This window comes from Mucilaginibacter oryzae (assembly GCF_003148845.1).
Taxonomy (GTDB): Bacteria; Bacteroidota; Bacteroidia; order Sphingobacteriales; family Sphingobacteriaceae; genus Mucilaginibacter; species Mucilaginibacter oryzae.
The window spans coordinates 70,032-92,024 of record NZ_QGHA01000014.1 but is presented as its reverse complement, the minus strand read 5'-3'; the positions used below and the strand labels follow the sequence as shown (position 1 = coordinate 92,024).

Here is a 21,993-nt window from a genome sequence, read left to right as displayed (position 1 = left end):
CAACAGAGATTACCAATAGGTCAACGTAGAAACGCATAATTGCGTCTCTGCGTTGAGAAATTCTGTTACTCGTAACTATGCCGCTCAAAGTCATAGTCGGATTGCGAGGTGATGATCTTTTTTCGGCGCTGAATATCCGTTTCGAGGTTATGATCGTAAATATTATCGGTTACGGCTATATCGCGTTCCTTATCGCGCTCGGCCAGGTGGATGTTGGCTTCAGCAATTTTGGCTACGGCAGTATCATAAGGCCCTTTTGGCGACATCAGCTTTACAAACACCGGCAAACATTCAAACAAAATAAAAAGGTAGCCTATGAATGAGATAGCGAGATACGTATCCAGATCGCGGGTGCCGTTTTCATTATAGGTAAGCTGCCCCAGGGCCCAGTTACGGTCGGAAAAGCCCGCTATATTGGCCAGGCTGTCCAGCTGGTGTTCGGTGAAAAGCCGGGTGCTGTTCAGGCCCTCGTAATCTTTGCGGGCGCTCAGGTACCGGTCCATCTGCCCTAAATTATCGGTAACTGTTTTCAGGCGGGCTTCTTTTTCGGCTAATACAGCCTGTTTTTGTTTGGCATAAGTGCCATAACCGGTAATACCAGATGTTTGATTGGTTTTATCGCCGAAAACCTCCTGGTTAAGCTGATACCGTGAACGGTTGATATCGCGCTCTAACGAATCCTTTTCCTTTTTCAGATCGTTATTTTTACCCAACTCCATAGCATATTTCTGCATGTAGGTTTTTTCGAGGGTATCAATTTTGCTGTGCTGCCCTTTCAGGTAAGCTGTTTTTAATTTCTGGCGGATCTCCTTATCAAAAATCTTCAGTTCCAACGGGCGCGAAATCACAATACCTATCATAATAGCCAGCAAAACGCGGGGCGAGGCCTGCAAAATCTGCTGCCCGGTAGAGCCTTCTTTGTTGATGCTGGATACGATGTAACGGTCCATATTAAAGATGGCGGTGCCCCATAGCAGGCCGAATAGTATGGCAAAACCTACAGCGAAAGCGTCGCCGTTAAAAACGAAGTACATGGCGTATCCGCCCGAAAGCGAAGCGAACAAAGCTGTAAAAAATATAGTGGCCCCTATGCCCACATATTTGTTATGCTCGATAGGGTATTTTTTTAAGGTATCGATATGTGCACCAGAACAAAACCAGAAAAAGCGTGTAACTTTTTTCATTAAGTAATTATTTTGTCAATATTGTATGAAACGCTCATATACATTGATTGTTACAAATAACAAGCCTAAATTTTTGATGCGGAAAAAAACTACCTTTGGATTATAATTTACAAATAACATGAACGAGATAACCGTACAGGAACTGAAAGAGAAGATCGATAACAAGGAAGATTTTCAACTAATTGACGTAAGGGAAGATTTTGAATATGAAACCTCTAACATCGGCGGCGTATTGATCCCGCTGGGCGGCGTACTGATCGAATCGGACAAGATATCAAAAGATAAACCGGTAGTGGTAATGTGCCGCAGCGGTAAACGCAGCGCCGCAGCCATTATGCAACTGGAGCAACAGGGCTTTACCAACCTTACCAACCTGCGCGGCGGCATCCTTGCATGGCAGGCCGAAATTGACCCGGAAATAAGCGTATACTAAAATGGGCTTTAAATTAGTGCTTAACGTGCTGTACACCATGGGTGTGGCGCTGTGCTTTATTGTAGCCTACAAAATGTTTGTTACCCATCAGTATTTAATTATGGCCTGTGCCATGATTGTTGGTACTGTGGTTATATTTTTAAAGCTTAGGCTTTTGAAAGAAGTTAAAGAAGCGCAACAACCTGCGCAAAAAGAGAATAAAAGCAAAGGGGCGAAATAATTCACCTCTTGCCTGAAACAAGACATATGGTTAATTATCCGTATGTCTTGTTTATTTTTATCCTGCAAATTTTAATCTAAATAGAGTTTGTAAAAAACCTGGCCCCAACCGCAAATAATATGATTATTCTCTACGCAAAACGTTCAATCATTATCGCAACAATTATTTTACTTGCTGCCTGTGGCATTGGTTCGGCGCAAAAACATAAATCCGTTCCTGCAAAAACAACTGATGGTATAACCTACGAAGAACAATTAAATCAATGCAAATCGGGCTATCCTTTTACCCAATGGAGAAAAATGGTTGATGATGGATTGGATCAATACACCGAAGAAAATTGCGATAAGGCAAAAGTTATTTTCGATAAATTGATAGACGGCCTGATTAAAGCAGGTGAAAAGGCCGCTGAAAACCAAAAGGTCGAACTTTTTAAAAATGCAGTGCTGGCACTAAACAGCCTCAATGACGAAACTGACGGATCACTCATCGAAACCGGAGAGCGCGAAGAACTCTGCGAATTGATAGATAAGATTACCATAGCCGCCGGGCTTGACCCTAAAAACTATAGCGACGGAGATGGCATTGCCTACGAATGGAGGCAATGGTAAATAACTTTCATAATTGATATGCTCCGGGGTACATTACCAGGAAAAGCGCTTTTAGAATAGTTATTCCTATTTATATAAATTGTACAAAGAAATTTTCACACGAATTATCTTTTAAGTCGGCTACAATTAAACGAATTACACGAATGGTTATTTTCCCGTTATTAAAGCATTAGTTGTAATTCGATAATTCGTAACAATCCAGGGTACCACAATTATATTAAGCGAAAAATAGCAATGAGCGAAAAAACAAAGATCAAAAGGATAGACAAGCTATCGACGGCGTTATATTTTTATCTCTTCCTGATTGTGGGGGTGATTTTTGGCGGTGCCTTTTCACCAACAAATCTGGCTGGCCCGGGAGTGGATATGTTGTTTTTATTGGTGTTGCTGATAGGGATAGTTTTTTTTCTTTATCGCTCGGTTTTAAATTTAAGTCGGCATGGTAAAGCCTTTTTGCCGAACCTGGTATTGAGTGTATTTGTGTTGCTGGTATTAATTGGGTTGTGCGCGATATAAAATTTGTTTAGCAACTAATAACGGCGCGTTCAGACTTACGATGTTCTAAAAACTTGGTAAGTTTATCTGCCGCCGCGCGGCTGGAGCCGCGCGGCGGCTTTTTATTTTTGCCGTAACAGTTAAAGGTATGCTATATTAAACCACAACCAGAACGGCACAGTTAAAACCTCAACCCCAACCCGTCATCCTCATTCAAAATGTACTTGCCATCTGCAAAATCCGGCATTATGTATGGGTTGTTGCTCACCAAAAATGGGCCGTCCAAATCAACCCAGTCTGCCTGCGGGGCAGTGGCTAAGCCGGCCAGGGCGGCGCAGCTGGTTTCGGTCATGCAGCCTATCATTATTTTTAAGCCGAGTTCACGGGCTTTATCAATCATCCGCTTAGCTTCATACAACCCGGCAGATTTCATGAGCTTGATATTAATGCCGGTATAAACACCTTTGGCTTTCTCCACATCTTCAAAACGTTGCACGGCTTCATCGCCGATAATGGGTACCGGGCTGCGTTCGGTGAGCCAGGCATTACTGTCCGGATCGTTTTTTGGCATGGGTTGTTCTATCAGTCGCACGCCCTGCTCATGCAACCAGTAAGTCATATCGAGGCTTTGCTGCAGATCAGTCCAGCCCTGGTTGGCATCTACATACAGCGGCACGTCGGTAACCGAGCGGATGGTGGAGATGAGTTCCTTGTCGGTATCTCGGCCCAGTTTTACCTTGATCACTTTAAAACCTTCGGCTTCTTTTACTTTTTTAATGATCATTTCGGGCGTATCAATGCCTATGGTAAAGCTGGTAACGGGCATCAGCGCCGGGTTGCTGCCCAATAACTGCCAGCAGGGTTTGCCTTTTAGTTTGCCATCCAGATCGTGCAAGGCTATATCAATGGCCGCTTTAACTGCAGGGTTACCGGGAGCTATACTATCCAGGTAGCTGATCATCGCCCCAAAATCAAACGGATAACTGAACCGGCTGATGTCAACCTTACTTAAAAAATCTGCAGCGCTTTCATGGCTTTCGCCCATGTAGGGCACCATGGATGCTTCGCCATAACCGGTTTTACCTTCATGGCTGACCTGCACCAGCATAACCGGCGTTGAGGTGCGCGAAAATTTGGCTATTGTAAAAGTATGCTTCAACTGAAGCTCGTAGGGTTGATATGTCAGTTCCATGTTAAAAACCAAAGCTAAAATTTTAGTATTAAAATCGTGCTTATCTTTGCGGCCATGCCGGCACAAATTTATTCACCCTTCGCTAATTTCAATTTCAGCAACAACAAATGCTTCCTCACCGGGCAAAACGTTAACCCCACCGAAGAACGCATCCAGGTTTTTCCGCAATGGCTTATGAGCCGGTACGAGCTGGAAGATAAACCGTTTAAATTGCTTGACGAAAGCATGGCAACCTATAAAGACCTGAAACTGCCCTGCACCGCCGAAGTGAATGAGCTATACCTTGAGCCGCTTGAAAACGAAATAGCCGCCGCCTTTGATGGTGGTTATGAAGCTTTAAAAGCGCTCAACCCCGACAGGCTGTTTCAATGGGCCGGGAAATTATTGTACGGTATTATTTTTAACGAGATCCAGGCGGGCATTAAACTGCAGCACTCGCAGGGCGAAGAGTTTAATATTTCGCAATCCATCATCCATAAATTCAATAACCTGCACATGATGTTGCAGAGCCTGAATTTACCCATCGAGTTTGATGGTTTTAAACCTTATAGCCTGGTTTTATTTAAGGTAGATAATGCGGATAATGTTTTTGGCTATCGCGATGAGATCAATACCATGACTTTTTCGTTACGGGTAAACGATTTTGGCCTGATCATTTGCCTGCAGGACAACGGTGCCAATGCCCGCTACCATAAGGAAGCATTGGATAAAATAGAAGGCCAAACCCTCCACCCCATCCAGTTTGAGGAACTGAACGCCCGTTTTTTTTACTCGGCCTATTTGTTTAACCGCCTGCCCGAATATGATATTTTTACGATAGAGGATGTTATATCCATAGAGGCCCTGCCCCTGCGCGGTACCAGCAGCAAACCTTTGTTTGATGACTGGATGAACAAAACCTACGGCCAGGTACTGGAAAACTTCTGGAAAAACTGGGGGTTCCTGCTGTTGGAAATTATCAGGAATCCCGAAAAACCCATGAGCTTTTTATTTGACGCGGAGGGCAATTTTAAAGATGGAAACGGGCTGGGGCTTCAGAAATAATTTGTTGGATAAAATCGCCTAAAATATGGTGGTTAAAAACTACAGTGATCATTAAACCGCTTATTGCGCCAAAAAAGTGCGCGTCGTGGTTAATCTGGTCGCGCGAGTATTTTGACGCGTAATGACAATATACTAAGTATAAAACGCCAAATACCCAAAACCAGATAGGTATAGGGATTGGTAAAATATAAATAGTTTGCCACGGAGCAAATAGTATATTACTGAAAATGATAGCACTTATGGCTCCGGATGCACCAAGACTAAAATAGTTGTAATCGTTTTTATGCTTAACTACGGTGGGCATATCACTCAGTATAAGGCTTAATACATATAATATACCAAACTGAAGGTGGCCTATTGTCGGCTCAAGATTGAAGCCCATTAAATAAAACGAAAACATATTAAAAAACAAGTGCATCCAATCGCGATGGATCAACCCGCTGGTAATAATGGTATGGATGTCTTTACCACGGTAAACGGTGTAAGGGTGCAACATCATCCGCCCGTACAGGCTGTTGTTTGAAAACGCCATGAGCGATGTAATGATAGTTATTACAAAAATAACGCAGGCCACCGGGGCCGTTTGAAGGTATTCCATTTATTTGAGATCGAGTTTAGTTTCAGTTAAAATACGGCCCACGGGGTATCGTAAAAATGTTTTTTCAAAATAAGGCGAATTGCGGTAAACCCAAAACAATTGCGCGTCGGCGCTTTGGGCCAGTTTAGGATCGGCTTTTTTCGCTTCCTCCAGTTTTTGTTTAATGGACGGATATTTTTTAACCAGGTCGGCAGCGATATCCTCAAACACATAATCCGAAAAATATTCCTTTTCGCTCAATATCGAATCAAAAAAGTTCCAGGTAAAAAAAGAGTCTACACCCTGCGGTTCCAGCGTTTCCACGATATAACGGTTAATTGGCTGGTTAGTATACACCACATAATCGCCGCGGTAAAATTTAACCGGCATATCAACGGGGTTTAGTTTTACACCGCTGTGCAGGTAATGGCCTTCAAACGGACGGGCCGGGGTTTTATAATCGGCAATGTAGTACATCTGCAGTTTAAGCGTGGTGTCATGAGCAAGTTGCTTCATCTGCACGCCATTCAGCTTAAACAGATCAATGATCTTGCCCCAGGCCTGCGGAATTACGTAGGCCAGCGGCTTATCGGCAGTTGCGGTTACTTTATAGGTGTTAAAATATTTAATGGTTTTGGTGTAGGGTTTATCGCGATCATAATACAATCGCTGTAAACCGCTCACTTCGCTGGTTTTGTATCTGGCTTCGTAGCCTTTAAAGGTAATGGTATCTACCCGGCTGTTATCAACTGCCCAGTTCAGGGCAAAAGTCTTTTGTTTGCTCACCTCGTCATCGGCTTTGCGTTTCAGCTCGCCAATCAGTTTGGCATCGCGCTGGTTGATCGCGATCAGGTGCTGCATAAAATCATACGTGGCATATACCCGCTTATCAAAGGGCTTCAGCATATGCGTTTCGGTAATATAGCTGATGATGTTATGCTGGGCGGTAAAACCGGTAGCAAAACGGGGCGTTTCTAAAAAGCTTACAATACCTGAATCGGGCAAACCTTCTTCGCCTGCACCATAGGGGATCATTTCATACCCGCTCTTTTTCATTTTACTGTACAGGTAGGGCGTGAGGGTTTTGGTGGTATAATCGGCCAGTATGGGGTTCTGCTTATCCTTTTGGGTTTCAATCAGCGTCATCACATACTGGTAGTCGGCGCCATCGCTGGTATGGTTATCTAAAAATGTTTCCGGCTTCCAGGCAGTGAGGATCTGTGTAAAAGCCAAAGCGTTACGGCTATCGGCCTTGATAAAATCACGGTTCAGGTCGAGGTTTCGGTAATTACCCCTGAAACCATAAGCCTCAGGGCCGTTCTGGTTAACGCGGCTCAGGCCGCGGTTCAGGCTGCCATCAATATTATAAAGGGCAATGATACAGATCACCACATCTTTAGGCAGGGTATTGTTTTTCAGCATATCGCGTACCAGCATCATACTGGCATCAATCCCCTCTGGCTCGCCGGGGTGAATACCGTTGTTGATAAGCAATACGCGTTTGTTTTGTTTTTTGATGAGTGCCGGGTCAAATACTTTATCTTTCGAAAGTACCACCAGGGTTAAAGGCTTGCCGATATCGGTAGTGCCATAATTAATTAACCGCATTTGCTGCGGGTAAAGCTCATTCAGTTTCCGGTAATAATCAATAACCTGCGCATAGGTAGCGGTATAGTTTTTATCCCTGCTTAACTCAAAGGGTGTAAGCTGGGCCTTTGCCTGCAGGGCGACCACAAAAACCAATAGCGCTGATAAAAATCTCTTCATAAAATACTTAATGCCCAAATATAGTTTAAGTATGGTAAAGCGAATGGGTACAAGGGGATTTTTACAGGGAGATCGCTTTAACCATTTTTTGTAAACGATCCCCAATTTGATAGCCCTGAAATGCAATGATTCATTATCCAAAAAGACCGATTTGTCATGTTGAACGGAGTGAAACATCTTGTTCGCCCTGCGGTAGGCAACTTTGCATCCGCAGAAGATATTTCGCTATCGCTCAATATGACAAAAAAGTTTAAAAGATTTCTATGGAGAGGACAGGGCCGCTATTTCCGCCTGTATCTTTTTAGGTAAGCTTTTCACCACCTGTTCATACGAATGATCAATCATTTCGCAAAGTTGCTTGCGGGTAAGCGAGCCGCTCATGTACACGGTGTTCCAGAGTTTTTTATTCATGTGGTAACCGGGCTGCACCTCGGGGTAACGCTCGCGGAGCTCGACAGCCCATTCGGGGTCGCATTTTACGTTAAACCTCTCGCCGGTTTGCAGGTTGGTAAGCAGGAACAGCTTTTCGGCAATTTTAAATACGAGAGTATCCTCGCCAAAAGGAAACCCTTCGGTAGTACCCGGTTTTTGCAGGCAGTAATCGCGCAGCTCTTCTATATTCACTTACCTGAAATTGCGTACCAGCTTTGTGTATGATACGGTATTACCGAAATTGTATTTAAAGCCAACACTGTAGATCACAAACTGATCGTACGCGTTGTTTTTAAATTTTATTTTATCATCGTTGTAACCATCAAGTCCCTCGCTAAAGGTAAAACCGTGTTGCAGGCCTAAGGTAATCGTATAACCCACCTGGTCGTAATCATCATAAATTTTAAACTCATAACCCAGGCGTAGCGGTATTACAAGGTTTGTGCTTTTGTTTTGCCCCTCAAAACCATGCGTTTCACCAATGGGACCATTAATTTCAAACCCCGGAGGATTCGAACGCTGTATAGCCGCCATTTTGTTCGACATGTAGCCAATCCCCGTACCTACATAAAAGTTTTTTACGGCACTTAAAAAAGTGTTGTTGTCATAATCAATTATTTCGCCCAGTTGTAGGTCGCCATGAAGTATCAGCGCTTTGTAGTTGTTTTTTGAATAGCGCCCAAACTGATCTTTAGCCGGTGTGAGGCCGCCGCCCTCCAGCGTTCCAAACTGTATATCAAGCCCAATAGGCACGTACGGGCTATAGTTATAAGTCAAATTTAAAGCGTAAGCAGGATGCCATACCTGCTTTTTAAGATCATCATATCCGCGCGTGGCGCCGAGATTGAAACCAGCACCCCATTCATAATAGTTAAAGCCGCTTTGGGCCTTTGACATTGCCGAAGCAGCAAGCAAAACAAAAAGCAGAAAATATTTTTTCAATGTATAATTTTAATCAATATTTACAATTGGCACCGGTTTAGGCCAGCAAGCCTTTTTACGCTACTAATATAATAGCTTTGTATGAATTTCAGCTCATCTATTTCATTCACAGTGGCCGAACGTTTTTTGCGTTACGTTACTATCGATACACAATCAGACCCCGCTTCGCTTACTTTCCCATCAACAGAAAAGCAAAAAGACCTGGGCAATTTATTGGTTAATGAACTGCTGGCCATGGGCATAAGCGATGCCCATCTGGATGAGTGGGGCTACGTGTACGCTACTATCCCTTCCAATACCGATAAGGATGTACCGGTGATCTGTTTCTGCTCGCACATGGATACCGCGCCCGACTGCAGCGGTAAAGATGTAAAACCTATTGTACATAAAAACTACCAGGGAGAGGATTTGATATTGCCGGATGACACCGCGCAGGTAATAAAAATGGTAGAGCATCCTGATCTGAAAAACCAGCTGGGCAATGATGTGATCACGGCCAGTGGAACCACCCTGCTGGGGGCCGACAATAAAGCCGGTGTCGCCGAAATTATGGATGCCTGTTATCAACTTGTAAATCATCCGGAAATAAAGCACGGAAAAATCAGGATCCTATTTACGCCGGATGAAGAAGTTGGCCGCGGGGTTGATCATGTAGATATTGCCAAACTGGGCGCCTTTGCAGGTTATACTATGGATGGTGAAAGCGCCGGGAATATGGAAAATGAAACCTTTTCGGCCGATGGGGCAAGGATTACCATCCGGGGCGTAAGCGCGCACCCGGGCTTTGCTAAAGGTAAAATGGAAAGCGCTATTAAAATAGCCGGGCAAATTATCGCCGCTTTGCCCGATGAACTTTCGCCGGAGCATACCGAAGGGATGCAGGGTTTTGTACATCCAGTAGCTATGGAGGGCCACGTGGAAACAGCCTCGATAGATTTTATTATCCGCGATTTTGATGAAGCTAAACTGGCCGGGCATGTAGATGTGATCCGTAAAACGGCCGATGATGTATTAAAAGCATTTCCCGGCTCAAGCTATGATATAGCCGTAAGCCAGCAATACCGCAACATGAAAGGTGTATTGGATAAAAACCCGCAAATTGTGGAATACGCCATGGAAGCCATTAACCGCACGGGGCTTACCGCGAAACTATGCAGCATTCGCGGCGGTACCGACGGTTCGCGCTTATCATTTATGGGCCTGCCCTGCCCTAATATTTTTGCCGGCGAACATGCCTTCCACGGCAGGCACGAGTGGGTATCAGTGCAGGATATGCAAAAAGCGGTAGAGACTATTTTGCATCTTTGTATGATTTGGGAAGAAAGAAGTTAATTTTAAAGTCTTGAAGTATTGAGTTGGAAGACGGAAGTCTGAAGTCGGGAATCTTAAGTTAAGATCTGCTCTTCATTCCCGACTTTGAACTTAAGGCTTCCGACTTAAGACTTGCGAGTTACAACTAAACAAAAAAATGTACACCATACGCACAGCAACAGTAAACGATGTGGAAACCATCCGCCAGATAGCCGATAAAACCTGGTGGGTAACCTACAGCCCTATTTTAAAAGAAGCGCAGATTGAATATATGCTGCGCGAGATCTATTCGGCAGAAAAGATCAGCAGGCAAATAGCTGAAAACCTGCACACTTTTTTGCTGTTGGAGGAGGAAGGCCGCACAGTTGCCTTTGCCGCCTACTCGCCCCGCGAAGAAGACCCTGAAATATATAAACTGCACAAACTGTACTGCCTGCCCGAAACACAAGGCAAAGGATATGGCAAAGTATTGATTAACGAAGTAGCCCAAAAAACGGTGGAGGCCGGAAAAACGGTTTTGGAACTTAATGTGAACAAGTACAATAATGCCAAATCATTTTATGAAAAAATGGGCTTTATTATAGCTTATGAAGAGGATATCCCTATTGGAGATTATTGGATGAATGACTACGTGATGCGGAAGGAGCTTTAATTTAAGCTTCTTCCTGAGTTTGACAGCTAAAAAGTAAAAAAGTGAGAATGCATTGAATAGAGGCAGTTTTTGTGTGAATTTTGAAAACTTTTATTGCGAAAACCGGTATTGATGAGTGTTTGGGAAGCCGCGTAATGATACAGAAGACCCCCGCCTTGCTTAAAAAGAAAGCCTCACATTACTTCCTTAAAATGACCAGCAGGAGAAATACGCGCTTGATCAGCAGAAGGTCGACCGGTACCAGCAATACGACGGCTTCCTTGCCATCGCAACTAATGTGAGAGATCTGGATACGTATATCATCCTCGATCATTACAAACACCTGTATCAGGTAGAACATGCTTTTCGCACTTTTAAAAGCTTTCTGGAGACCAGGCCGATGTTCCTCTGACAGATCAGCGCACTGAAGGGCATATCTGCTTGTGTTATATGGCTTATACTTTTCAAACCTTTTTAAGCAACCAGCTAAAAAAGAACAACACACCGCTCCCGGAAAACGAGATCAGAAGGACATTAGACAAAATGCAGCTCTGTCTGGTCGAACAGGCGGGACAGCAGTACTACCTCCGCTCAAAGCAAACTACCTAAACTACCTCCATCCTCAAAGTAATCGCCGCTCGCCCCCTACCGGACATGTTTATTAACAATCAAATAATCAACTATTTATAAAAACCCGTATTGCGAAAAGCGATAATCAAATAAATTGACTATCAGATACTTAAATTAAAATCGTGTCAAACTCAGGAGGTGTTAAGTAACGAGCTTATTTAGAAGAAACGACATTAGCCCTAATAATAATAATGCGTGAAAGGGCTGTAATTGAAGATTTAAAATCAAAAACGCAGACCGTAAACACCTGCAAAATCTATTACCTTATTATAGCTGGAATTGAGCTTTAATAGATTGTTCTTTGAAATGTTGACGGCTTGATTTAGCCGTGTTTAGGTAATTAAAAAAGTATGTTTTTTAGTTTGTGTTTTATCCTATCTGTTTTGTAATCGTTCTTTATTTATCATACTTTTTAATTGCTTAAATTTGACTTCTTTAAAATGCGATCTATACAAGCCTTAAACACTAACATGCTGGATATGAAAAAATTTCTGATCCCGGTATTGCTGCTGACGCTTTTTGCAGGGAAGGCATCTGCCCAAACCAAAGCGTTTACCATGGCTGGTTTTAAAAATAACCTTGGCAAAACAGGCACCCTTTGCGATACCGTTTTCTCGCTAAAAACCGTTAGCGATACGCTCACCTTGCTTAACATGGGCGGTGTTTACCCTCATCAAAAATATACCATAGCGGTTAAGGGTAACAAAATAAAACTTGATTTGCCCAATATAAAAGGGAAGAGCCTCTGCGTAACAGGCGTGTTCGAAATGTTTAAAGGCCAGCCCGAAATTGTGGCCGATAAACCCGAACAGCTTACCGTTAACTAAGCTTATAAGCCCGTTAAACAATAAAAGCAGCCCCGGGGCTGCTTTTATTGTTTAACGAAATACCTTATTAAAACGCTTTGGTTAACCCAAATACAATTTGGCCCTCGGTAATAGGCTGCTTGGTTACCAGGCGGCCAACATTCAGTGTGCGCCCATTGGTTACCACATTATAACCGTCAGATTTTACGTAGTTGCCTTTGAGCGATAAACCCCAGCCTGCACCCATATCAAAACGGATGGCGCCGCTGCCGCCGTAGGCGAAAGCATAGCCGGTAGCACTTTCTTGTGTGATACTGCCGCTTTGGGCGCTAACGCCTGTTACACTGATGGTAAGTACAGGCGATGTGCGGCTTTTAATAGCCCCGGCCGATGCCCTTAAATCAAACGCGAGCCTGCGCCAGGTGAAGGTGTATTGTGGGCCAAGCAAAAAGTTATAGCTGCGGTAACGTTTATCGGCGGTTACGGTACCTGCGTCGGCTTTAAAATCTGTAGTGTAACCTTTAGAAAGGATCAGGTCGTCATCGTACGAAAAATTGCTTTGGTCCTGGTGCGACAGCGTAAAGCCTACACCTAAATGCCTGTATAAATAAACAGCACCGTCAAGCTGATAGGTAACTCCTCTGTTTGCAAAACCGGCCTTATTGTTATAATAATCAGCTTTTGCAAAATCGCTCAGGGCGTAGGATACACCCATACTTAAGCCAACATAGCTTCTAAGTTTTTTTGGCTTGGTTTCGTCATCGCTATCGTTGTTATCCTGCGCTTTTACGGTATATGCCATCAGCATTAAAAGGCCTGCTGTAAAAAAAGTAAGGGTTTGTTTCATGTTTTATTCTGTAACTGTATTACTGTGTTTTGCGTTGCGCGTAATTAAATGCAAAGCAAAAACGTGTAAAAAAAAGCATTATTATTGATACCTGCGCAATGATAAATAAACCGCCGCCTTAAAAAAATCAACGGTTAAATGCGCCTTTTAATACAATTGCTTTATTGTTAGCTGTTTGCAGCGGGTTAACAAAGCTTTTTTCACGATGCTAATATAGGCTGCCACACCCAATTAAACAGCACAAGGGCGTAAAATTAACAACTTTTAACCTTTTAAGCTATAAATAGCTTTGCGTTGAAGTGCCTGAATGCTATCTTTAGTAACCTGTAATTTAAGCCGACATGAAAAAAAACCTCTGTTTATTGTTATCAGCTGTTTTACTTTGCAGCTATACATTTGCACAAATGACGATTAAGACACTTCCATACCCTCAAACAAAAAAAGAACCTGTTACCGACACCTATTTTGGCACTACTGTAACCGACCCGTACCGCTGGCTTGAAAACGACCGGGCCGATGATACCAAAGCCTGGGTAAAGGCAGAAAATAAAGTGACGTTTAACTACCTGGGCCAGATCCCTTACCGCGACGAGATCCATAAGCGCCTGGAATTTTTGTGGAACTACGAAAAATACAGCGCCCCTTTTAAGGAAGGTAAATACACCTACTTTTATAAAAACGACGGACTGCAAAGCCAGAGCGTATTATACCGCCAGCTTGGCGACAATGGTACCCCTGAGGTGTTTTTGGATCCGAACAAGTTTTCGAAGGATGGCACAACCTCGCTGCAGGGCATAGATTTTACAAAGAACGGCGAGCTGGCCGCCTACCAGATCTCGGAAGGCGGATCGGACTGGCGAAAGGTTATTGTTATTAAAACGGACGACAAAACCGTTGTTGGGGATACCCTTAAAGATGTAAAATTCAGCGGCCTGGCCTGGCACGGCACAGATGGTTTTTATTATAGCAGCTACGATAAACCTGCCGAAGGCAGCCAGCTATCGGGCATGACCCAATACCATAAATTATATTACCACAAACTGGGCACACCGCAAAGTACTGACCAGCTTATTTTTGGCGGCGATAAAACCCCGCGCAGGTACATCGGCGCATACCTAACCGAAGATGAACGCTTTTTGGTGATTACCGCCGCTACTTCAACAACCGGCAACGAACTTTACATTCAAGACCTGAGCAAACCCGGCAGCCCGATCATTAACGTGGTAAATAATTTTGATAACCAGCACAGCGTGCTTGATAATGTGGGCAGCAAGCTTTATATCCTTACCAATATCTATTCGCCCAACTTTAAAATTGTTACTGTTGATGCCGCCGATCCCGGGGTTACCCACTGGAAAAACCTCATTCCCGAAACTTCGAATGTGCTGAGCGCCACAACCGGCGGCGGAAAGATTTTCGCCGAATATTTACGCGATGCCACATCATTTATACAGCAGTATGATATGAACGGCAAACTTGAACGTACCATTGCCCTGCCCGCTGTGGGCACGGCTTCGGGCTTCGGCGCCAAAAAAGATGAAAAGGAAACATACTACACGTTTACTAATTACGTGTATCCGCCAACAATTTTTAAGCTGGATATAGCTACCGGCCAATCAACGGTATACAAAAAATCGGGGGCGAAATTTGACCCGGATCTGTACGAATCAAAACAGGTTTTTTACACCTCAAGGGATAAAACCAAAATTCCGATGATCATTACCTATAAAAAGGGCACGGTGCTTAACGGGCAAAACCCTACCCTGCTTTACGCGTATGGAGGCTTCGGGATCAGCTTAACGCCCTCATTCAGCACCTCCAACATCATTTTGCTGGAGCATGGCGGCATTTACGCGGTGCCTAACCTGAGGGGAGGCGGCGAGTATGGCGAAACCTGGCACCGCAAGGGCATTAAAATGAAAAAGCAAAACGTGTTTGACGATTTTATTGCCGCGGCCGAATACCTTATTAAAAACAAATATACATCGAAAGATCAACTGGCCATTTCGGGTGGATCAAACGGCGGCCTGCTTATCGGCGCCATGCTCACGCAGCGGCCGGATTTGTTTAAAGTTGCCTTCCCGGCTGTGGGTGTGCTGGATATGCTGCGCTACAACAAATTTACCGCCGGAGCGGGCTGGGCCTATGATTATGGCACGGCCGAAGATTCGGAACAGATGTTTCAATACCTGTACAGGTACTCGCCCTACCATGCCTTAAAACCGGGAGTGTACCCGGCCACCATGATCACTACTGCCGATCATGACGACCGCGTTGTACCGGCCCACTCGTTTAAATTTGCCGCGCGTTTGCAGGAGTACCAGCAAGGCACCGCCCCTGTACTCATTCGCATTGAAACAAACGCCGGGCACGGCGCGGGGCAAAGTACCGCGCAGCTTATTAACGGGCAGGTTGATAAATGGGCCTTTATGTTTTGGAATGTTGGCTTAAAGTGGCAGGGTAATAAATGAAAAACTATATCATAGCGGTGCTGCTGGCACTGTTTGCAAGTTCGGTTTATGGGCAGCATAAAAAGCCCGATATTAACATTGTATTTATAGGCAACAGCATAACCCAGGGTGCGCAGCTTTCCGATCCGGCTACCGAAGCGCCACCGGCCACAACGGTGGCTTATCTGCAAAAACAAAAAAACCTGGGCGCTATAAATTTCAGCAACCAGGGCCATAGTGGCTATACCACGCTTGATTTTTTGCCGGGCACCGATACTTTTGCCAAAGTGGAGGAGGCTGCAAACAGTTTTGCAGATAAAAACGCGCTGTTGATATTTTCAATAAAACTGGGCACTAATGATAGCGCCATACAAGGGCCTCATGGTGCGCCGGTAGCACCGGAAGCCTATCAGAATAACATTAAGGCGATTGCCGATAAGCTGCTGACGGATTTCCCCAGGGCTATCATCATTTTCCAGCATCCATTGTGGTACAGCCCAAATACGTATAATGGCGCCCGGTATTTGCAGGAAGGCCTTAACAGGTTACAAAGTTACCTACCGCTCATTAACAGCCTGGTTGATAGCTACGCCACAACACAACCAAAACGGGTTTTTGTGGGTGATACCAAAGCTTTCGGATATTTTGAAAAAAATCACCTTACTGACCTTACCCCTGAAAATGGCAGGCAGGGAACTTTTTACCTCCACCCCAATAAAAAAGGAGCCGAAGCCTTAGGTGTTTTCTGGGGACAAGCCATTAACAAAATCATAAAGCGTAATTTTTAAGTTGAGAACAAAGAGGCTGTATCATAAATCAAAATTGGCGGTCAGTGGCCAAATAAAATTTCGACATCGGCTGGTCACTAATAAAAAAGGGTAATTTTCGATTTGAAATTGCCCTTTTTTATTACATTTTGAGATCTATTTACACCTTAACAAAATTTAATTTCGACACCAAGAGTGTAAAATGATTTATGATACAGCCTCTTTAAATGAGTCTTATCGCGTTTAGCCTCTTACAGAGATAGGGCAACCATATTACCGTCTTATCAATCCACTAACCAAACTCTCTTAAAGGCGCTATCGTAATATGACCACATAGCCTGACAGCCGCAGTTTTTCCTTCTTGCTGTTTATTACATAGTAATAAGTTCCTGATGGTACCTGCTTGCCGTTAGTGCTGCCATCCCAGGGTTTAGGATATCCCAGGGAGTGAAATACCGGCTGACCGTACCTGTTGTATACATCAACGGTTACATCTTCATACGCAACCAAACCGGTAATTTCCCAGTAATCGTTTGCGCCATCGGCATTGGGTGTAAAGGTATTTTTCACAACAATATTTGGCGAAACCTTTACATTCACAAAACTGCTGTTGGTACACCCGTTCGAGATATCGGTGATGGTTAGTTTATAGGTAATATCCGCGTTGCCGGTTAGCGTTGGGTTTTTAACGGTGTTATCGCTCAGGCCGGTTGCGGGTGTCCATAAATAACTCACGTTTTCATTGCTTACCACCGGGTTTAACGTGATAACGTGATCTTTCAACACATACCGGGTATCGCCCGCGGCATCGGCCTGTACGGTTGGCGGCGGCACAAAATTGATGGTGATATCATCAGTACGGGTATGGCATTCATCGGCATTGGTGGCTGTAAGTGTTAATTTAACAAAGCCTTTGGCCACATCGGCCGGATCAGGTTCAAACGTAGGGCTAAGTACATTTGCCGACGGAATAAACCGGCCTTTGCCAGAGGCTGAACTCCAGGCTACCGTGCTGCCGGAAAGCTGTTTTCCCTGTAACTGAATTATTGGGTTTTGATTACAAATATTATTTTGGTCGGGGCCTGCGTCAGCGCCGGGGCTTGGAGCAAAACTAATTTTAACAATAGCCGAAACAGGATCACAGTAACCGGTTGATGTTAGCTTTAGGGTAATAAAATCCTGTTCGCGTTCAGCTGCCGATGGTGTATAAGTTGTTTCAAGCTTATCAGGTGCAGAAAACTTGCCGCCACCATTGCTGGTCCATATAACGGTGCCGTTGCTTTGTCCATGCAACTGAATAAAAGGTATTGTTTTACAATACGGTCCGTAACTACCGGGAATTACTGTAGGGGTAGGTTTTACGTCTATCTTAACTTCAGATGGCTCACTTAAACAATCATTTACCTTAAGATAAAGTTTGTACACACCAGCATTTGCAGTGGTAACATCGTGCAGCACCGGAGACCGGTCTGTTGATTGATAGTTGTTAGGCCCTGTCCACAGATAACTAACTCCTCCAACCGGCGCAGTATCCAAAATTATCGAACCACCCTCGCAAACAGGTGTTGTACCATTGGCAACTGGTTTTTTTATCGGAGGGTAAACAAGCCGGCTATAAAGATATGGCTTACCGGCGCAGCCATTAACTATCGGCGTTATGATATAATATACCCAAAGCTGAAATACGGTAGTGTTAACAAGGGCTTCATTAATCGTTGCATCGGTTTGATTACTTACGGTAGGGTTGCTGATACCAAAAACGGCGGCACGGCTCCATGAAAAGGTTGTGGAAGGAATACTTGAGTGGATAGTATACCCTAACGGCTCACCGCTACAAATATGAGTGCCATTAGACGGATCCGGCGTGACCGAGGGTTCAGGATTAACGGTTACTTTAACTTCGCGTGGCGCACCGGTGCATAAACTGGTTTTGTAATTAAACAGGTATGTCACAACAACAGGCTCGGTGGTAGTATTAAATAAAACTTCCTTTATAGTAGCTGCAGCCTGTCCTGAAACCGGTGCGTTGCTGATACCCGGCACTGCGGCCCTACTCCAGTTAAAACTCGTACCGTCGGTGTTAAAAGTTACCCCATAATTTGTACTTGTACCATTACATATAGGTTGCGGGTCGGCACTGGTAATTACCGGTGTGGGATTTACCGTCACTTTATAATTAAATGATTGTCCGGGGCAAGTACCATTAAATGGAGTTATAACATAAGTAACATCAATAGCAGCCGTTGTAGTATTAATTAAAGTTTCGGTAATAATGCCCGACGTTTGATTAGTTACTGACGGGTTACTGATCCCGTTTACTGCATCACGACTCCATAAAAATGATGCATCGGCCCTATCGGCAGTTATGGTATAATTTAATGCTGTGCCGCTGCATATCACGTCGGCATTAGTGGCGTTGGTTATACTGGGTATTGGTGTTACCAAAACATCAGCTTCGGTACGCTGGCTGGAACAGCCATTTGCAATTGCTTCTACGTAATATTTTTTGTTGGCGGTTAATATTCCGGTGGTAAATGTATTGCCCTGCTTTACCAGGTTACCACCAACCGGCAAATCATACCAACGGTAAGTTCCGGTAGATCCGGTCGCCGTTAGCGTAGCCGATGAGCCTTCACAAACAATAACCGGCGAGCCAACACCCGGAGCTGCAGGCTGCGCTATAACTTTTACAAGTATTGCTTTTCGGGCACTGACTATGCCACCTTTGGTAACCGACACATAATAGGTAACATCAGCAGTAAGGGGGGCCGTGGTAAGTATCGGTCCGGTTTGTAAAAGGGAGCCTCCGGTAGGCGCGTCATACCACCGATATGTGCCACCCGGCGCCTTTGCCACCAGCGTTGCCGGGCTGCCAACACATACCGGTTTCACGTCAACCGTTGGCTCGGGGGGGACTGGATTAAACGTTATTGTCATCTTATCGCTCACCGGGCCGCAGGGGCTTGCCGGAACTGCGGAGGTTAAAGTAAGTGTAACCTGAGTTTCGCCCGCCGCAGGCTTATAAATAGCTGTCGGTTTAGTTGGATCAGAAAAAGTGCCTGCGCCTCCGGTCCATCTGCCGGTTTTAACTCCACCTTGAATGGAGCCCTGTAATTGAACAGGCGATCCTTGCAGGACAACGCGGTCGCCCCCCGCGTTAACAACTACTTTGGCATTAATAGTAACCTTTGTGGTGTAAGTACTTGCCGCACAGCCTGCACTGGCGGCTATGGTGTTAGTAACCGAATAGGTACCGGGCGTACTTTTATCAAGATCAATTTCACCTGTACTTGTATTAACAAAAACCAGGTTTGAAGATGATGCACTAAATACACCCGCGCTGGCACCTCCCGCAAATTCCGGTAATGGATTATTATCGCTTTGACAAAAAGGACCGTTATAGGTAAACCTTGCATCGGGCGTGGTTACTATTGCTATTTTTTGGCTTGCTGCGGCGGCACAGGTTCCGCCAAAATTAAATATTACGGTATAGGTACGCGGAACGCTTGCCGCTACGTTGATCTCGCCGGTTTTATTATCTACAAACACCAAACCGGCAGGTGTACTGGTAAACGTACCTCCGGCAGGATTAAATATAGTCGGCTTTACATTAGCACCCGAGGTACACAAAGTACCGGATGGGTACTGAAACTGCGGATTAATAACCGGAGTTATAGATACAGTTAACGGAGTACGGTCACTTATGCAGCTACCGTTTGATACCTGAGCGTAAAAAGTTGTTTGCCCGAACAATGGCGATGTAGTATACGTGTTGCCTGTAAATAGTAAAGTGCCACCCGTTGCCGCGTCGTACCATTGCACCGTACCTGTTGCAGAGGTATTTAAAACTGCAGATGTACCGGGACAAACCTCGGCGGGGCCGTTTACAATGGGAGCTCCCGGCAGTGGGTTAACTGTTATGGTAACTGCTTTGCGGGGGCTTGCGCAACCATTGGCAATACTCTGTACATAATAAATGGTAGTAGTGGCAAGTTCAGGTGTTACATAGGTATCTCCGGTAATAAGCAGGTTGCCACCGGTAGGCTGATCATACCATTCATAATCATCGGGCGATCCGGTAGCAGTTAGGGTAACCGATGTGCCCGCACAAACAGGAGAAGTTGCAACTACCGGCTCCGGAATGGCGTCAAGTACGGTTACTGTTACCGGCACCCGCTCGCTACGGCATCCACCGGCATCTGAAACCTCAGCGTAGTAAGTTGTATTTTTTGTAAGCTGTGGAGTCAGGAAGTTTCCGCCGGTAAACACCGGCGCTCCCCCCGTTTTGGTTGTAAACCACTGAATAATGTTTCCGGATGCCGAAGTGGCGGTTAAGGTAACTTGCGCTCCGTAGCAAATAATCGGACCTTCAGAAACGACAGGTTGCTCAGGCGCCGGGATAACAGTTACAGTGATCGCCGTGCGTTCGCTGGTACAGCCGCCGTCGCTGTGCTGTACATAGTATGTTGTTGTGTTAGTTAATACCGGTGTTGGGAAACTGTTTGAAGCCGATACGGGGGTACCGCCTGCCGCCGTGGTATACCAGGCGTAACTTCCGGTAGGATTGGCATCAGCTGTTAAAGTGATACTTGTGCCGTAACATGTTGAAGGCGATTGTGAAGCCGGGGCTTGTGGCAGAGGTGTAACTGTTACCTGAACTGCGGTACGCTCGCTGACACAATCGCCAACGGTTGATTGCGCATAGTATGTTTTGGTTTGATCAAGGGCAGGTGTGGTATAATCAGGACTTGAAATTACCGGCGTTCCGCCCGAAGGTACGTCATACCATTCAACAACGCCCGCACCATCGGCGTGGAGGTTTACCGACGAACCCGCACATATCGAATAAGTACCGGTAACAGTAGGTTTATCAGGAGGCGGAGTTACAGTTACAGTTACCGGAATTGGGTTACTGACGCAACCATTAACAACAGCCACCAGATAGTAGGTAGTTGTTTGGGCTAAAGGCGGTGTTTGATATGTTGATGACCTACTTAAGGGGGTGCCTGTGTCGTGCGCATTTGCGTACCATGCATAGCTATCGGCATCTGAGGCTATTAGCGTTGCCGGGCTGCCGGAACATACCTGATTGGCAGTAATACTGGGCATACTGGTTACACCTACAATTACAGGGCTGCGAAAACTTGTACAACCACCAATGGTGGTTTCAACATAAAAAATAGTTGTCGCGTTTATTGGCGGAGTATTATAAGTATTACCCGTAAATAAAAAATTACCATTAGCATCATACCATTGATAGGTACCGCCCGGAGCTGTAGCCGTAAGTACAGCAGATGTTCCGGGACACACTGTCTGGCCGGCTACCGTTGGCGGATCAGGTGTGGCCGACGCTGCTACCTGTATGCTTGTTGTTTTTGGCTGGCATCCCGGCGTTTTATCTGTTACAGTAACGGTATAGGTTCCGGCGCGGTTTACATCAATTGATGTCGTGTTTTCGCCGGTGTTCCAAAGGTAGGTAAATGGACCTATACCGCCGGTACTGTTAGCCGTTAAGGTAATTTGACTACCTGAGCATATTGTATTAGCCGATGAACTTATGGTGACGTTTAGCGTGCAGTTTTGACAGAAACCCGTAAATGAGCAGATAAGCAAAAAGAATAGTACAAGTAATGGCTTATTCATAAAATCATAAGTCT

The 21,993-nt window shown here is 44.9% G+C and carries 18 protein-coding genes and 1 pseudogene; 11 read left to right on the top strand and 8 right to left on the bottom strand.

The annotated features are described in order from the left end of the window. Positions 1-65: 65 nt before the first annotated feature. A complete protein-coding gene (locus LX99_RS22710) occupies positions 66-1,184 on the bottom strand; it encodes a DUF4407 domain-containing protein (protein ID WP_109609951.1) in 1,119 nt (372 codons plus the stop codon). Between the two features lie 118 nt (positions 1,185-1,302). On the opposite strand from LX99_RS22710, the gene LX99_RS22705 reads away from it, so the two are divergent. From LX99_RS22705 to LX99_RS22690, 4 genes are all read left to right on the top strand, one after another. After that, a complete protein-coding gene (locus LX99_RS22705; RefSeq protein WP_109609949.1) occupies positions 1,303-1,617 on the top strand; it encodes a rhodanese-like domain-containing protein in 315 nt (104 codons plus the stop codon). A gap of 1 nt (position 1,618) precedes the next feature. After that, on the top strand, positions 1,619-1,837 hold the full coding sequence (locus LX99_RS22700; protein ID WP_109609946.1) for a DUF6358 family protein: 219 nt from the start codon (positions 1,619-1,621) through the stop codon (positions 1,835-1,837). A gap of 119 nt (positions 1,838-1,956) precedes the next feature. Then, the gene (locus LX99_RS22695) at positions 1,957-2,445 is read left to right on the top strand and encodes a hypothetical protein (protein WP_211319078.1); all 489 of its coding nucleotides are present in this window, start codon (positions 1,957-1,959) and stop codon (positions 2,443-2,445) included. 234 nt (positions 2,446-2,679) lie between these two features. Then, positions 2,680-2,961, top strand: a complete 282-nt coding sequence (locus tag LX99_RS22690) for a hypothetical protein (protein WP_022832026.1) — start codon at positions 2,680-2,682, stop codon at positions 2,959-2,961. A 160-nt stretch (positions 2,962-3,121) separates the two neighbouring features. On the opposite strand, the gene LX99_RS22685 is transcribed toward LX99_RS22690, so the two are convergent. After that, positions 3,122-4,132: a dipeptide epimerase gene (locus LX99_RS22685; RefSeq protein WP_109609972.1), complete on the bottom strand. Its 1,011-nt coding sequence runs from the start codon at positions 4,130-4,132 to the stop codon at positions 3,122-3,124. 54 nt (positions 4,133-4,186) lie between these two features. Between LX99_RS22685 and LX99_RS22680 the strand changes: the two genes are divergently transcribed. Continuing rightward, positions 4,187-5,176: a hypothetical protein gene (locus LX99_RS22680; protein WP_109609944.1), complete on the top strand. Its 990-nt coding sequence runs from the start codon at positions 4,187-4,189 to the stop codon at positions 5,174-5,176. Here the strand turns inward: LX99_RS22680 and LX99_RS22675 are convergent. The 4 genes from LX99_RS22675 to LX99_RS22660 all read right to left on the bottom strand — a co-directional run bounded on the left by LX99_RS22675 (position 5,142) and on the right by LX99_RS22660 (position 8,894). Further along, positions 5,142-5,774, bottom strand: a complete 633-nt coding sequence (locus LX99_RS22675; RefSeq protein WP_109609942.1) for a rhomboid family intramembrane serine protease — start codon at positions 5,772-5,774, stop codon at positions 5,142-5,144. The genes LX99_RS22680 and LX99_RS22675 overlap by 35 nt on opposite strands. After that, positions 5,775-7,520 carry a M14 family zinc carboxypeptidase gene (locus tag LX99_RS22670; RefSeq protein ID WP_109609940.1) on the bottom strand — a complete coding sequence of 582 codons (1,746 nt, stop codon included), beginning with the start codon at positions 7,518-7,520 and terminating at the stop codon, positions 5,775-5,777. 261 nt (positions 7,521-7,781) lie between these two features. After that, the gene (locus LX99_RS22665) at positions 7,782-8,144 is read right to left on the bottom strand and encodes an MmcQ/YjbR family DNA-binding protein (protein WP_109609937.1); all 363 of its coding nucleotides are present in this window, start codon (positions 8,142-8,144) and stop codon (positions 7,782-7,784) included. Then, positions 8,145-8,894 carry a hypothetical protein gene (locus LX99_RS22660; protein WP_146203197.1) on the bottom strand — a complete coding sequence of 250 codons (750 nt, stop codon included), beginning with the start codon at positions 8,892-8,894 and terminating at the stop codon, positions 8,145-8,147. It abuts the gene before it with no gap. A gap of 81 nt (positions 8,895-8,975) precedes the next feature. Here LX99_RS22660 and pepT point away from each other — a divergent pair, with 81 nt between their 5' ends. The 4 genes and pseudogenes from pepT to LX99_RS22640 all read left to right on the top strand — a co-directional run bounded on the left by pepT (position 8,976) and on the right by LX99_RS22640 (position 12,293). Beyond that, positions 8,976-10,226: a peptidase T gene (gene pepT, locus LX99_RS22655; RefSeq protein WP_109609932.1), complete on the top strand. Its 1,251-nt coding sequence runs from the start codon at positions 8,976-8,978 to the stop codon at positions 10,224-10,226. A gap of 136 nt (positions 10,227-10,362) precedes the next feature. Continuing rightward, positions 10,363-10,857, top strand: a complete 495-nt coding sequence (locus LX99_RS22650) for a GNAT family N-acetyltransferase (protein WP_109609930.1) — start codon at positions 10,363-10,365, stop codon at positions 10,855-10,857. A gap of 146 nt (positions 10,858-11,003) precedes the next feature. Beyond that, a pseudogene (locus tag LX99_RS26550) lies at positions 11,004-11,526 on the top strand (IS1634 family transposase); the annotation flags it as partial. A gap of 419 nt (positions 11,527-11,945) precedes the next feature. Further along, on the top strand, positions 11,946-12,293 hold the full coding sequence (locus LX99_RS22640) for a hypothetical protein (RefSeq protein WP_146203196.1): 348 nt from the start codon (positions 11,946-11,948) through the stop codon (positions 12,291-12,293). 67 nt (positions 12,294-12,360) lie between these two features. Here the strand turns inward: LX99_RS22640 and LX99_RS22635 are convergent, their stop codons facing one another. Continuing rightward, positions 12,361-13,119 carry a hypothetical protein gene (locus LX99_RS22635; RefSeq protein WP_109609922.1) on the bottom strand — a complete coding sequence of 253 codons (759 nt, stop codon included), beginning with the start codon at positions 13,117-13,119 and terminating at the stop codon, positions 12,361-12,363. A gap of 404 nt (positions 13,120-13,523) precedes the next feature. Here LX99_RS22635 and LX99_RS22630 point away from each other — a divergent pair, with 404 nt between their 5' ends. Both LX99_RS22630 and LX99_RS22625 read left to right on the top strand, forming a co-directional pair. After that, positions 13,524-15,590: a prolyl oligopeptidase family serine peptidase gene (locus tag LX99_RS22630; protein ID WP_245927993.1), complete on the top strand. Its 2,067-nt coding sequence runs from the start codon at positions 13,524-13,526 to the stop codon at positions 15,588-15,590. After that, on the top strand, positions 15,587-16,357 hold the full coding sequence (locus tag LX99_RS22625; RefSeq protein WP_109609918.1) for a GDSL-type esterase/lipase family protein: 771 nt from the start codon (positions 15,587-15,589) through the stop codon (positions 16,355-16,357). The genes LX99_RS22630 and LX99_RS22625 overlap by 4 nt, the downstream gene beginning before the upstream one ends. 294 nt (positions 16,358-16,651) lie before the next feature. Here LX99_RS22625 and LX99_RS22620 read toward each other — a convergent pair whose 3' ends face one another. Next, positions 16,652-21,979: an Ig-like domain-containing protein gene (locus tag LX99_RS22620; protein ID WP_109609916.1), complete on the bottom strand. Its 5,328-nt coding sequence runs from the start codon at positions 21,977-21,979 to the stop codon at positions 16,652-16,654. Positions 21,980-21,993: the final 14 nt, after the last annotated feature.